Here is a 13,055-nt window from a genome sequence, read left to right as displayed (position 1 = left end):
TGCCCGGGTATTCCCGGGCATTTTTTTGGCCTATACGCGCGGTAGTGTTACCGACTTTCAGCTAAAGAAGCTTTTCACCCTGTCTTTCCACGAGTCGCTTTTGGGTGAATGCTTTTCTCCCCCCTGCGACAACGAGGCTTCGAATTGACGCAAAATTTTCTTTTGCTCTTCGTTCAGACGAACCGGGGTTTCGACCACGATGTGGCAATACAAATCACCCGGGTAGCTGGACCGGACCCCTTTAACCCCCTTGCCGCGCAAACGGAAGGTTTTACCCGTTTGCGTGCCTTCGGGAATGGAAATTGAGCCTTTGCCCGACAGCGTGGGTACTTCCATTTCGCCACCCAATGCCGCCGTGGTGAAGGGCAGCGTCAGCTCGCAGTGCAGGTCTTCGCCATCGCGCTGGAATATAGCGTGCGGCTTAAGGTGGATTTCGACGTAAAGATCACCGGGTGGGCCACCATTGACGCCGGGTTCACCGTTGCCGGCCGAACGAATACGCATGCCGTCATCGATACCCGCCGGGATCTTGACCTGCAGGGTTTTATTTTTACGAATACGACCCACGCCGTCGCAAGCCACGCAAGGGTCTGTGATTTCCTGGCCGCTGCCATGGCATGTCGGGCAGGTTTGCTGGACACTGAAAAAGCCCTGCTGCATGCGCACGGCCCCGTTGCCGCCACAGGTGTGGCAGGTTTGCGGCTTGGTACCCGGCTTGGCGCCCGAGCCTTTGCAGGTTTCGCAATTTTCCCAGCTAGGCACCCGGATTTCAGTATCAAAACCGTTGGCGGCCTGTTCGAGCGTGATATCGAGCGTGTATTTAAGGTCGGCGCCCCGATACACTTGCGGGCCGCCACGACGGCCACCACCGCCGCCACCGAAAATTTCGCCAAAGATATCGCCGAACGCATCGGCAAAGCCGGCGCCACCCATGCCGCCCATGCCACCGCCGCCGGCTGCATTCGGGTCAACACCGGCATGGCCAAAGCGATCGTAGGCGGATCGCTTCCCTTCGTCACTCAGGATTTCGTAGGCTTCTTTGACCTCTTTGAACTTTTCCTCGGCTTCTTTGCTGTCCGGATTACGGTCAGGGTGGTACTTCATCGCGAGTTTGCGATAAGCCTTTTTCAGTTCGTCATCAGTCGCGTTCTTGCCTACGCCCAGAACTTCGTAAAAGTCGCGTTTTGCCATAATTTTCTAAGTGCGTCGCACGACGCGTATCTTGTACATGAATAAGAATGCCCGATTTCCGGCAAACACCAGAAACCGGGCCTTAATCAATAAGAATTGACCTTATTGATCGCGCTTGACTTCTTTGAAGTCTGCGTCGACGACATCGTCGTCGGCCGGCTTATCGGTGGCCCCTTCGGCGCCACCTTGAGCTGCGGCCTTAGCCTGCATGTCGGCGTACATCTTCTCACCCAGTTTTTGAGCTGCCGTCGTCAAGGCCTCGACTTTGGCGTCGATAGCTTCCTTGTCACCGTCTTTCAAGACCTCTTCGAGATCTTTAATGGCGGTTTCAATAGCCTGCTTCTCGGCGTCATCAAGCTGGCTGCCGTACTCTTCAAGCGATTTGCGTGTCGAGTGAATCAGGCTTTCGGCCTGGTTGCGGGCAATGGCCAGCTCTGCAATACGATGGTCTTCTTCGGCATGCGCCTCGGCGTCCTTCACCATACGCTCGACTTCTTCATCGCTCAGACCAGAATTGGCCTTGATGGTGATTTTGTTCTCTTTGCCTGTGCCCTTGTCTTTGGCAGACACATGCAAAATACCGTTGGCGTCGATGTCGAAGGTAACCTCGACCTGAGGCACACCACGCGGTGCGGGCGGAATGCCCTCGAGGTTGAATTCGCCCAGCGCCTTGTTACCGGCAGCAATTTCACGTTCGCCCTGGAAAACCTTGATGGTCACCGCCGGCTGGTTGTCGTCAGCGGTCGAGAACACTTGCGAGAACCGGGTAGGAATCGTCGTGTTCTTGTTGATCATCTTGGTCATCACGCCGCCCAGGGTTTCGATACCCAGGGACAGCGGGGTAACGTCGAGCAGCAGAACGTCTTTACGATCACCAGACAACACCGAACCCTGAATGGCAGCGCCTGCAGCAACGGCTTCGTCGGGGTTGACATCTTTACGTGGGTCGCGGCCGAAGAACTCTTTGACCTTTTCCTGCACTTTGGGCATGCGGGTCATACCGCCGACCAAAATAACGTCGTCGATTTCAGATACCTTGACGCCGGCATCTTTGATGGCGATACGGCAAGGATCGATGGTACGTTCGATCAGCTCTTCAACCAAAGCCTCGAGCTTGGAGCGCGAGATTTTAAGCGCCAGGTGCTTAGGACCAGAAGCGTCGGCCGTGATGTACGGCAGGTTGATTTCGGTTTGCTGAGTCGAGGACAGTTCGATTTTTGCCTTTTCAGCAGCTTCTTTGAGGCGCTGAAGCGCAAGCACATCTTTGGACAGATCAACGCCGCTTTCTTTTTTGAACTCGTCGATGATGTAGTCGATAATGCGCTGGTCGAAGTCCTCACCGCCCAGGAAGGTGTCGCCGTTGGTCGACAACACTTCGAACTGCTTCTCGCCATCGATGTCAGCGATTTCGATGATAGATACGTCGAACGTACCACCGCCAAGGTCGTAAACCGCAATCTTGCGGTCGCCCTTTTCCGTTTTGTCCATACCAAACGCCAGTGCAGCGGCGGTCGGCTCGTTGATAATGCGCTTGACTTCAAGACCGGCAATACGGCCGGCGTCTTTGGTCGCCTGGCGCTGGCTGTCGTTGAAGTAAGCCGGCACTGTAATAACGGCTTCGGTCACCTCTTCGCCAAGGTAATCTTCGGCGGTTTTCTTCATTTTGCGCAGCACGTCGGCCGACACCTGAGGTGGCGCGAGCTTCTTGCCTTGCGCCTCAACCCATGCATCGCCGTTGTCGGCTTTGACGATCTTGTAAGGCATCAGGTCGATGTCTTTTTGTACGGCTTTTTCTTCAAACTTACGGCCGATCAGACGTTTGACGGCGTAAAGCGTGTTGGCAGGGTTGGTGACTGCCTGGCGCTTGGCGGGTGCACCCACCAGAATCTCGCCGTCTTGCATGTAAGCCACGATAGAAGGCGTGGTACGGGCGCCTTCAGCGTTTTCGATGATTTTGACCTTGCCGCCATCCATGACTGCCACGCAGCTGTTGGTGGTACCCAGGTCGATGCCAATAATCTTGCCCATAATATATAGCCCTGAAAAATTCGAAATTAGTAAAAATCAGCTTGATGTCGAGTAATTGGGGCCTGATAACACCTTTTCAAGGCGACGCCCCGATTTTTTTTACTTGCCGGAAGACACCGTAACCAACGCAGGCCGCAAGACGCGGTCGGCAATGGTGTACCCCTTCTGGAGGGTTTGCACAATGCTCCCTTCGGGGAAGTCGGACGGAATCGACGAAATGGCTTGATGCACGTTGGGGTCGAATTTGTCGCCAGGAACCGGCGCTACATCTTTCATGAGGTTACGCTCGAACGCGGACACCAGTTGCTTAAGTGTGGCCTCGACACCTGCACGCCAGGCATCGGGCGTTTGGTCAGGCAATGCAAGCGCGGCCTCAAGGCTGTCTTTGACAGGCACCAGGCTCTCGGCAAACGACTCGGTGCCGAACTTGCGAGCCTTGGCAACGTCATCCTGTGCACGGCGGCGAATATTTTCGACCTCGGCTTTGGCGCGCAAAAGCTCATCGTGGTATTGGGCGACCTGGGCCTGAGCGGCCTCGAGCAAAGCGGCCAGATCATGGTCTGCACCCTCGGCGCCTAGAGGCTCGTTCGACTCGAGCTGCTCGGAAGTGTCCGTTGCCGGATTTTCGTCTTTGGGATCAAGGGGCTGCTGGTTCGTCGACATAGTTAAAGCTCTCCACTTCAAGTGATTCAATTCAATGCAAATGGGGGCACTCGCCCCCATTTCAAGACCAGAAATAGCTGTGTACAAAGTGCGCAGGCGATTAGCCCCGCCGAGGGTTAGCCATGTGCCGGCGACCGCCCCTTTTACAACCAGCCCTGCAGATGCTGCTTGACCAGGCCGGTCAGGCCGCGCGCCCAGGTTTCGTCATCGTTGAGGCATTCGATATAACGGAACTGTTCGCCGCCTGCATGTAAAAACGCCTCTTGACACTCCACCTGGATTTCCTCGAGCGTCTCGAGACAATCGGCCAGAAAACCCGGACACATGACATCGACCCGGCGCACCCCTTGTTCAGCCCAGGCTTTGAGGGTGGGCTCGGTATAGGGCTGCAACCATTTCTCGGCGCCAAACCGGCTTTGAAACGACACATGCACCAAATGGCCGTCTTCGCCCAGACATTCACGCAGCGCTGCTGCCGTGTCCATGCAGTCGCGATGATAAGGATCACCCTGATTAATAGTGCGCTGGGGCAAACCATGAAAACTCAACAACAGACGCTCGGGCTTACCTTGCGATTGCCACAGTGCGCGAACCTTGTCGGCCATGGCTTTAATATAGGCGGGCAAAGTCGGGTAACGTTTCACAAACCGCAGTTCGGGCTGATTACGCAAGCGCGCTGCATAAGTGCACACCGCATCAACCGCGGTGGCGGTAGTACTGGCTGCATACTGCGGATACATGGGCACCGTCAGGATGCGCTCGCACCCTTTCGCTCGCAGGGCTTCGATACCCTGCGCCACGGAAGGGTTGCCGTAGCGCATAGCCAGGACCACGTGCACGTCGTGCCCCTGCTCGGTTAACAGGTCTTGCACGCGGTCGGCCTGCGCCTGGCTGTACACCGTAAGCGGTGAGCCGTTTTCGAGCCAAATACCGGCATAACGCGGCACCAGCTTACGGGGCCGGATACGCAAAATAATGCCCTGCAAAATAAATTGCCAGATCCATTGCGGAATTTCGATGACGCGCGGGTCGGACAGAAACTCGGACAAATACCGGCGGATAGCGGGCGCTGTCGGTGCATCGGGCGTACCCAGATTGACCAGCAGAACGCCGACGGGGCCCTCGGCGCGCGCCGGCGGGTTCGGATCAAGGCCATGAGGATCGGGCGTTTCGGGCAGATAACGAGACGGCAAAAAACTGGACATGAAAGGCCTTGAAAGAATCGGGGTCAGGACGTGTTGTGGCTAAGCGCGTTTGAGAGCAGGCGCGCCGTGATGTCGACGATGGGAATGACGCGATCGTAGGCCATACGGGTAGGCCCGATCACACCCAGAGTGCCGACGATTTTACCGTCGATACCATAGGGTGCTGTAATAACCGAGACGTCTTCTAGCGGGACAAGCTGTGAATCGCCGCCGATATAAATTTGCACACCATGCGCGCGGCTGGAGACATCGAGCAACTGCAACAGATCGGTTTTTTTCTCGAAAAGTGCAAACATGCGACGCAAGCGATCCATGTCTGACGCGATGTCGGAAATATCGAGTAATTTGCTTTCGCCGGAAATCACCACGCCGTCATCACTGCCGTCAGACGCCGTACCCGCCTCAACCGCCTGTTGCATCAGACGCGAAATATCTTCTTTAAGCGATGACAACTCGTTGGTAATGGCCTCGCGGACTTCATAAAACGACCGGCCTGCAAAATGCGCATTAAAGAAATTACTGGCTTCGGTCAGCTCTTGGTCGAGGTAATCGCGCTGAACAAACAAAATGCGGTTTTGTACGTCACCGTCCGGTGTCACGATGATCAGCAGAACGCGCTTGTCGGAAAGACGGATGAATTCGATTTGCCGAAATACTTGCGAGCGCTTTGGGGCCAGCACCACACCGGCAAAGCGGGTAAGGTTAGACAACAAATTCGCCGCAGCATTAACGGCTCGTGTCGGCTCGGATGCCGGCAACATCTCGCGTATCTGGCTGGGTTGCAAAACCTCGAAGCGTTGCGTCGCCAGCAGACGATCGACAAACAGACGGTAGCCTCGCGGGGTTGGCACCCGCCCGGCCGACGTATGCGGGCTATGGATAAGCCCCAGCTCTTCGAGGTCGGCCATGACATTACGAATGGTGGCCGGGGACAGCTCGAACATTTTTGAAAGTGTGCGCGACCCCACGGGTTGACCATCGGCAATATAACGCTCGATGAGTGCCTTGAGCAGGGCTTTGGCTCTGTCGTCCATGTCCATGTTTAAACCTTACGCCTCCGGAAGACAAAGTTGTCGTTCCGGGTACAACAACAAACGCTTGTGGAACATATAATAAATTTATCTGAACCCAAACATCATAAACAAGGTATCGGCACAATGCATTTCAAAACTGTAGCGTTGGTCGGGCGCTACCAGGACAGCGGACTTGACGCCCCGCTGCGCGAACTGGCCGCGACCCTCGAAAAAGCAGGGTGCCGCGTTCTTGTCGAAACCGATACTGCCGTTAATACCGGAGTCACCGAATACGCTGTCGCGTCGTACGCCGAAATCGGCGGCCAGGCCGACCTGGCCGTTATTATGGGCGGCGACGGCACCATGCTGGGCGCAGCCCGCATGCTGGCGCGGGCCCATGTACCGCTTATCGGCATCAACCACGGACGGCTCGGGTTTATTACCGACATCCCGCTGCAGTCGGCAGCCGCCGCTTTAACACGCGTCATCGAAGGCAACTTCAATATCGAAGAGCGCATCTTACTTGAAGGCCGCGTCATGCGCGGCGACCAGATCATGTTTTCGGGGGTTGCCCTGAACGACGTCGTCATCAATCGCGCCGGCCGCGGCGGCATGATCGAACTGGGCGTCGAGCTCGATGGCAACCTGATGTACAACCAACGCGCCGACGGCCTGATCATCTCTACCCCGACGGGCTCGACCGCTTACGCGCTGTCGGCCAACGGCCCCATTTTGCACCCGCAACTGCGCACCATGCTGCTGGTACCGGTCGCACCGCAAACATTGTCAAACCGACCCATCGTCATCCCCGACAGCGGCGTACTCAGCATCACCATCACATCGCTCAGCCGCGTCGAATCAGGTGCCAGCGTTCACTTCGACATGCAAACCTGGTCCGAATGCCAAGCCGGCGACCGCATCGAAGTGCGGCGCGCGCAAGATACCATACGCTTCGTTCACCCAACCGGTTACAGCTTTTTCTCGACGTTGCGGCGCAAATTGCTCTGGAACCAAATGCCCACCCTGTCAGACGAGACCGAATAAACCATGTTGCGATCCCTGAGCCTTACCGATTTCGTCATTGTCGAGCACTCCGAAATCCAATTCGACTCGGGTTTCACAGTGTTTTCAGGCGAGACAGGCGCTGGCAAGTCAATTCTTATCGACGCCCTGTCGCTGGTGCTGGGCGCGCGTGCCGACACCGCTTTTATTCGCGATGGCGCCGACAAGGCCGACATCAGCGCGGTATTTAACGTGCCCGACAACCTGGTCGGCTGGCTGACCGAACACGACCTTGATACCGACGATACGCTGGTGCTTCGTCGCGTAATCGACCAGCAAGGCAAAAGCCGCGCCTACATTAACGGGGTGCCCGCCACGCTGGGCCAATTACGCGAACTAAGCGAACAGTTGGTCGATATCCATGGCCAGCACGCCCACCAAAGCCTGCTCAAACCCGGTAGCCAGCGCGAACTACTCGACACGCAAGGCCGCCACACCGATCTAGTCCAAAATGTGGCGCAAGCTTGGCAGGCCTGGCAAACACTGACCAAACAGCTCGACAATGCGCGCGCACATACCGACACACTTCAAGAAGAACAAAACCGGCTCGAATGGCAAGTCAACGAGCTTGAACAGCTAAGCCTGGCCGACGGCGAATGGGACGCCCTCTCGGCTGAACACAACCGCCTGGCTCACGCCCAATCGTTACTTGAAAACGCCACACAGGCTTTAAGCGCATTAGACGACGACACCGCCGGCGCGCATCACATCCTGAACACCGCAGCGCATCGGCTGCAAGGCATGCTTCGCCATGACGCACAACTCGCCGTAATTTGCGACACACTCGAATCGGCTCGCATCGCGACTGCCGAGGCCATATCCGACCTGAACAGCTACATCAGCAAGCTCGACCTCGACCCCGACGCCCTGCAGCAAGCCGAGGCGCGAATGTCGGCCATCTTCGACGCCGCTCGCAAATTCCGCGTCGAACCCGACGAGATCCCCGCCTTGGCCACACGCTTGCGTGAACGGCTACACGAAACACAAGCTGGCATCGACCTGGCAGCACTCGAAGCCAAAGCCCAGGCAGCGCACGACCACTACACGACATGGGCGGCACAATTGACAGCCGCACGAAAAAAGGCTGCCAGCCTCATGGCACCCGCCGTCACTCAAGCCATGCAAACGCTAGCCATGGCCGGCGGGCGCTTCGATGTGGCCATCACCCCTTGTGCATCTGGCCCTAACGGCAACGAAACCATTGAATTTTTGGTGGCGGCCCACACCGGCACACAGCCTCGCCCGCTGGCCAAGGTGGCCTCAGGCGGCGAACTGGCCCGGCTGTCGCTGGCGCTGTCAGTCATCGCCAGCCAGGCTGCACGCGTCCCTACACTTATTTTCGACGAGGTCGACAGCGGTATTGGCGGCGGGGTGGCCGAAGTAGTGGGCAAACTGCTTGGGGCCCTGGGCGAACGCCATCAGGTGCTATGCGTCACACACTTGCCCCAGGTAGCGGCTTGCGGCAACCATCACTTCAAGGTCAGCAAGTCTCAGCACAAAGGCAAAACGACCTCGCGCATCGATTTACTCGATAAAAAAGCGCGCATCGATGAGATAGCGCGCATGCTGGGTGGGCTAAGCATTACCGACACTACGCGTCAGCATGCCGCCGAAATGCTGGGGGCCTGAAGCTTATTTTTTCTTCTGGCACGACCCGCAAATGCCGTAAAGCATCATAGTGTGGCTTTCGAGCGTAAAGTTTTTTTGCTCGGCGATCAGGTGCTGACGCTTTTCGATGTCGGGGTCGGTGAACTCGACCACCTTGCCACAGTTGGTGCAGATAAGATGGTCGTGGTGGTCGCCGTCGTTAAGCTCGAAAACGGCCTTGCCCCCATCGAACTGGCTACGCGTTAGAATACCTGCCTGTTCAAACTGCGTCAGCACGCGGTAAACGGTTGCCAGGCCAATATCGATATCTTCTGCGATAAGGGCACGGTAAACGTCTTCGGCGCTTTGGTGGCGTGTGTCTGATTTACGAAAAACATCCAGAATTTTAAGGCGTGGAAACGTTGCCTTAAGACCCATGTTTTTCAGTTCGTTTTGTTCATTCATGTTCGAGGCTCTCGGGCAGGTGGACATTATGCCTTTATCATAACGGTTTTATTCAACCTGAATCACAGGGGCGCTTCGTGCTTACGACTGCTAAACCACTATTTTCAAAGTTGCGCACAGGCTTGACCGTTGGTGCGCTGGCCCTGACGCTCACCGCATGCGGCGGCACCAAGTGGGGCTTCCCTTACCGGGCCGACGTTCAGCAGGGCAACTGGGTGACTGCCGAGCAAGTCGCGCGACTCGAACCCGGCATGACCCGTGAGCAAGTTCGCTTCATTTTGGGCACACCCACCCTGCAAGACATCTTCCGCAACGACCGCTGGGATTACCCCTACTTCAACAAACCCGGTTACGGCGAAGAAGAAGAGCGTAAGTTCACTGTCTGGTTCGAAGGCGACGTACTACTGCGATGGGCCGGAGACCAAATGCCCGACCGCCAACCTTTCGAAAAGAGTGATTCGGGCGCCCAATCGGCCGAAGGCGCACCGCAAGACGCCGACGCTGGCAAAGCCGCCATCGAACGCCGGGCTGGCCCCAACACCGAGATCGAGATCAACCCTGAGCGCACGCCGGCTGCCGTGATTCAAAGCCAGCCTGTTTCCGAACCCTTACGCTAAGAGACCCCTATGCGCATCGCCATTGCAGGATCCGACGGCCGCATGGGCCGCATGCTGATCGAAGCTGTCATTAATTCGCCCGACCTGACGCTCGCCGTTGCGCTCGACCGCGCCGGTTCGGCCTGCATAGGCCAAGACGCCGGTGGCTTTCTGGGCCACACGACGGGCGTGCACATTACCGACGACCTCGACGCATTAAGTCACGCCGACTGTCTCATCGACTTCACGCGCCCAGAAGGCACACTTACCCACCTCGAGGCATGCGTCAAACATAAGGTCAAGTGCGTTATCGGCACAACAGGCTTCGATATCGCGGGTAAGCAGGCCATTCAGGCCGCAAGTCAAAAAACAGCCATTGTGTTCGCCCCAAACATGAGCGTAGGCGTCAACGCGACGCTCAAATTGCTGGACATGGCAGCGCGCCTGCTCAATAGTGGCTACGACGTCGAAGTCTTCGAAGCCCATCATCGCAACAAAGTCGACGCGCCTTCGGGCACTGCTTTGGCTATGGGCGAAACCGTCGCCCGGGCTTGGGGCGAGAAGCTAGACGATATCGCCGATTGGGCGCGCCACGGGCATACAGGCGCACGTGAAGACGGCCGCATTGGTTTTTCGGTCATGCGCGGCGGCGATATCGTGGGTGACCACACGGTGTTTTTTTGCGGTGCCGGCGAGCGCATCGAGATCTCACATCGCTCTAGCAGCCGGACCACCTACGCCCAAGGCAGCCTGCGTGCCGCACGTTACCTGGCGCGTAAAGAGTTCGGCCTGTTCGACATGCAAGACGTGCTCTCTAGTTGATCAGAACAGGCATTACCCAATAAAACACAAAGCTTGCCGGCCTACCGCCTGGAGGCCGGCAATCAAGCACACAACACGGGCTCTTGCTCTAACCTTACCCCAAAGCGGGCGTAAACATCGGCGCAAATATTCTGCGCCAACGTCAGCAACTCTGCAGACGTCGCCCCACCAAAATTAACCAATACAAGCGCTTGCCGGTCGTGCACACCCACCGCACCCTGGCGGCGCCCTTTCCAGCCAGCACGATCAATCAGCCAGCCGGCCGCCAGCTTAAAGGTGCCGTCAGGCTGCGGGTAACCAACCAGGTCAGGGAAGCCAGCCCTCAGGCCTTCCCAAACCGACGCCTCAACCACCGGATTTTTAAAGAAACTGCCTGCATTGCCCAGCACCGCCGGGTCGGGCAATTTGCTTTGCCTGATAGCGCAAACTGCATCAAATACCTGTCGGGGCGTCAACTGCCCCGATGCAGCCATTTCGCGACATGTCGATAAATCGGGGTACGACAATTGCGGTACCCAAGGCTTGGGCAAACGAAACCGAACCCGTGTAATCAGCCACCGGCCCGCGGGCTGGCGTTTAAAAAAACTGTCTCGATAGGCGAACTCGCACTCGCTCCGCGAAAACACCCGACTTTTGCCCTGCTGAATGTCCCAGGCGTGCACCTGGTCGATGCGCGTATCGAGTTCAACGCCATAGGCACCAATATTTTGTACGGGCGCGGCCCCGACAGTGCCGGGTATAAGCGCAAGGTTCTCAAGGCCGGCCCAGCCATTTTCCAGACATTTGCCTACAAAGTTATGCCAGGTCTCACCGGCCTGGGCTTCAACCAGCCAAGCATCCGGCGTATCCGCGATCAGGGCAATACCTTGGGTTTGCGTACAAATTACCAACCCGGACAATTGCGGCGCCAGCACCACATTACTCCCGCCCCCCAGCACCAAGGCGTGGTCGTAAGCAGTTGCCAACCGAGTCAGCTCGGGCAATTGGGCCTCGTCGGTAAAGACAACGCAAGCGGAGGCATGCGACACCAACCCCAACGTATTCATGGAAGAAAGATCTTTGGGTTCGACAGACAAAGACATGAGTAAGTCTCGTAGACACAAGCGGGCGAAAGACAGCTATTACACCATGACCCAATAATGACCGACGCGACGACGGAAATTTTGGCCGCATCAACCCATTTGCGCACAAATTTAATTTTGTGTTATTATTTTGGCCTTGCCAGAAACAAAGCAGCTTTTAAAGCCTAAACGAAAGTGAAGCCATAAAGTTGAATAAGGCAAGCGCAAAAAGTGTAGCAGTTAGCAGCAAACGCAGTGTAATAACTGCGATGACATAACCTGAAACGCAAGGCAGCTGTCTTAACCCAGCATGTAGTAGCCAAGCAATTTGTGATGCAGTAAAAATTTAAAAACAAGTTAAAAAAAACGGTTTTTAAGTTTGCAAAACAAAAAAAACAGGTTATAATGCAAAGCTTCCTGGGGCTAGCAAGCCAACAGGAAAACACTGAAAAGTGCGCACCACGCGGGAATAGCTCAGTTGGTAGAGCGCAACCTTGCCAAGGTTGAGGTCGCGAGTTCGAGACTCGTTTCCCGCTCCAAATACCAAAAGGGAAGCCCACAAAGCTTCCCTTTTTTACGTACAATTTAGTACGTTTCGGCGCAATGGCAGAGTGGTTATGCAGCGGATTGCAAATCCGTGTACCCCGGTTCGATTCCGAGTTGCGCCTCCATCCCCCCCTCCTCTATTTCGGCCTGCCCATGGATGACCTCGTTCGTGCCGCAATGGCTCGCTGGCCAGACGTCCCCGACGTTTTCGGCTGGCTGTCTTTAACCCGCAACGGCCAATGGCGTCTGCACCCCACGGGTAACGCGCTGGCCCCAGACGATGGCGACCCAGATCCCGAGGGCGAATCCATCAGCAACCCGCAAATTACGAGTTTCATCAGCCGCAACTACATGACTGACGACAGCGGGTGCTGGTATTTTCAGAATGGGCCGCAAAAAGTTTATGTCCGGCTCGATGCTGCACCGTTAATACTGCGCATCGACAACAAGAACAGCAGCCTTCAAGCACACACCGGCACTGTGGTCGACATCGTTAGCAGCTGGTGGCTCGACGATGAAGGGCACCTTTACGCACAAACCAACCTGGGCCCAGGTCTCATTGTCGGACGCGACTTGCCAGCGGTCATCGACACCCTTCACACCCCCGAAGGGCAGCCGCTGTCAGACGCGCTTGAAGCCACCACTGTAGATTCCATCGTCGTGGCACCCGCACTTGCCGCCTCCCAGACACAGCCTGCCTCGCTGCACTTTTGCGCAGCAAACCATATCGAAACACTTCTGGGTTTTGTGCGCCGACCTGCATTACGCTATGCTTAGGCGCAATGCATAAAGCTTCGCAACACAGAAAAGAATAAT

12 protein-coding genes and 2 tRNA genes are annotated in these 13,055 nt (G+C 56.5%); 7 read left to right on the top strand and 7 right to left on the bottom strand.

The genetic code is table 11. From position 1 onward, the window contains the following. Positions 1–57: 57 nt before the first annotated feature. From dnaJ to hrcA, 5 genes are all read right to left on the bottom strand, one after another. On the bottom strand, positions 58–1,191 hold the full coding sequence (gene dnaJ, locus CHR62_RS07300; protein WP_093969219.1) for a molecular chaperone DnaJ: 1,134 nt from the start codon (positions 1,189–1,191) through the stop codon (positions 58–60). 102 nt (positions 1,192–1,293) lie between these two features. Then, complete coding sequence (dnaK, locus tag CHR62_RS07295; RefSeq protein WP_093969220.1) at positions 1,294–3,219, bottom strand: molecular chaperone DnaK; 1,926 nt, start codon at positions 3,217–3,219, stop codon at positions 1,294–1,296. Positions 3,220–3,318: 99 nt separating this feature from the next. Further along, positions 3,319–3,882 (bottom strand): nucleotide exchange factor GrpE, encoded by a 564-nt coding sequence (gene grpE, locus CHR62_RS07290; RefSeq protein WP_093969221.1) that lies wholly within the window; start codon positions 3,880–3,882, stop codon positions 3,319–3,321. 143 nt (positions 3,883–4,025) lie between these two features. Beyond that, a complete protein-coding gene (hemH, locus tag CHR62_RS07285; RefSeq protein ID WP_123660480.1) occupies positions 4,026–5,087 on the bottom strand; it encodes a ferrochelatase in 1,062 nt (353 codons plus the stop codon). Positions 5,088–5,110: 23 nt separating this feature from the next. Then, the gene (hrcA, locus tag CHR62_RS07280; protein WP_093969566.1) at positions 5,111–6,121 is read right to left on the bottom strand and encodes a heat-inducible transcriptional repressor HrcA; all 1,011 of its coding nucleotides are present in this window, start codon (positions 6,119–6,121) and stop codon (positions 5,111–5,113) included. 123 nt (positions 6,122–6,244) lie between these two features. On the opposite strand from hrcA, the gene CHR62_RS07275 reads away from it, so the two are divergent. Beyond that, positions 6,245–7,144 carry an NAD kinase gene (locus CHR62_RS07275; protein WP_093969223.1) on the top strand — a complete coding sequence of 300 codons (900 nt, stop codon included), beginning with the start codon at positions 6,245–6,247 and terminating at the stop codon, positions 7,142–7,144. Between the two features lie 3 nt (positions 7,145–7,147). After that, a complete protein-coding gene (recN, locus tag CHR62_RS07270; RefSeq protein ID WP_123660479.1) occupies positions 7,148–8,791 on the top strand; it encodes a DNA repair protein RecN in 1,644 nt (547 codons plus the stop codon). Positions 8,792–8,794: 3 nt separating this feature from the next. On the opposite strand, the gene fur is transcribed toward recN, so the two are convergent. Then, positions 8,795–9,214, bottom strand: coding sequence for a ferric iron uptake transcriptional regulator (gene fur, locus CHR62_RS07265; protein ID WP_123660478.1), 420 nt, complete (start codon positions 9,212–9,214; stop codon positions 8,795–8,797). Between the two features lie 77 nt (positions 9,215–9,291). Here fur and CHR62_RS07260 point away from each other — a divergent pair, with 77 nt between their 5' ends. Next, positions 9,292–9,831: an outer membrane protein assembly factor BamE gene (locus CHR62_RS07260; protein WP_233574906.1), complete on the top strand. Its 540-nt coding sequence runs from the start codon at positions 9,292–9,294 to the stop codon at positions 9,829–9,831. A 9-nt stretch (positions 9,832–9,840) separates the two neighbouring features. Beyond that, positions 9,841–10,632 (top strand): 4-hydroxy-tetrahydrodipicolinate reductase, encoded by a 792-nt coding sequence (gene dapB / locus CHR62_RS07255; protein ID WP_093969226.1) that lies wholly within the window; start codon positions 9,841–9,843, stop codon positions 10,630–10,632. Between the two features lie 62 nt (positions 10,633–10,694). On the opposite strand, the gene murB is transcribed toward dapB, so the two are convergent. Further along, positions 10,695–11,714 (bottom strand): UDP-N-acetylmuramate dehydrogenase, encoded by a 1,020-nt coding sequence (gene murB, locus CHR62_RS07250; protein ID WP_123660477.1) that lies wholly within the window; start codon positions 11,712–11,714, stop codon positions 10,695–10,697. Positions 11,715–12,156: 442 nt separating this feature from the next. Between murB and CHR62_RS07245 the strand changes: the two genes are divergently transcribed. The 3 genes from CHR62_RS07245 (at position 12,157) to CHR62_RS07235 (ending at position 13,016) form a co-directional block, all read left to right on the top strand. After that, a tRNA-Gly gene (locus CHR62_RS07245) sits at positions 12,157–12,232 on the top strand. Between the two features lie 58 nt (positions 12,233–12,290). After that, positions 12,291–12,364, top strand: a tRNA-Cys gene (locus CHR62_RS07240). Between the two features lie 28 nt (positions 12,365–12,392). Further along, positions 12,393–13,016, top strand: a complete 624-nt coding sequence (locus CHR62_RS07235; RefSeq protein ID WP_123660476.1) for a DUF2946 family protein — start codon at positions 12,393–12,395, stop codon at positions 13,014–13,016. Positions 13,017–13,055: the final 39 nt, after the last annotated feature.

It is taken from the genome of Pusillimonas sp. NJUB218 (genome assembly GCF_003788685.1).
Lineage (GTDB): Bacteria > Pseudomonadota > Gammaproteobacteria > Burkholderiales > Burkholderiaceae_B > Neopusillimonas.
Note: the sequence above shows the minus strand (reverse complement) of the source record. Positions and strands in the feature narration are given on the sequence as shown.

Coding starts and splice junctions, on each gene's coding strand:
- grpE (WP_093969221.1), bottom strand. CDS start 3,882: ATGTCGACGAACCAGCAGCCCCTTGATCCCAAAGACGAAAATCCGGCA.
- hrcA (WP_093969566.1), bottom strand. CDS start 6,121: ATGGACGACAGAGCCAAAGCCCTGCTCAAGGCACTCATCGAGCGTTAT.
- dapB (WP_093969226.1), top strand. CDS start 9,841: ATGCGCATCGCCATTGCAGGATCCGACGGCCGCATGGGCCGCATGCTG.
- murB (WP_123660477.1), bottom strand. CDS start 11,714: ATGTCTTTGTCTGTCGAACCCAAAGATCTTTCTTCCATGAATACGTTG.
- recN (WP_123660479.1), top strand. CDS start 7,148: ATGTTGCGATCCCTGAGCCTTACCGATTTCGTCATTGTCGAGCACTCC.
- CHR62_RS07275 (WP_093969223.1), top strand. CDS start 6,245: ATGCATTTCAAAACTGTAGCGTTGGTCGGGCGCTACCAGGACAGCGGA.
- dnaK (WP_093969220.1), bottom strand. CDS start 3,219: ATGGGCAAGATTATTGGCATCGACCTGGGTACCACCAACAGCTGCGTG.
- hemH (WP_123660480.1), bottom strand. CDS start 5,087: ATGTCCAGTTTTTTGCCGTCTCGTTATCTGCCCGAAACGCCCGATCCT.
- dnaJ (WP_093969219.1), bottom strand. CDS start 1,191: ATGGCAAAACGCGACTTTTACGAAGTTCTGGGCGTAGGCAAGAACGCG.
- fur (WP_123660478.1), bottom strand. CDS start 9,214: ATGAATGAACAAAACGAACTGAAAAACATGGGTCTTAAGGCAACGTTT.
- CHR62_RS07235 (WP_123660476.1), top strand. CDS start 12,393: ATGGATGACCTCGTTCGTGCCGCAATGGCTCGCTGGCCAGACGTCCCC.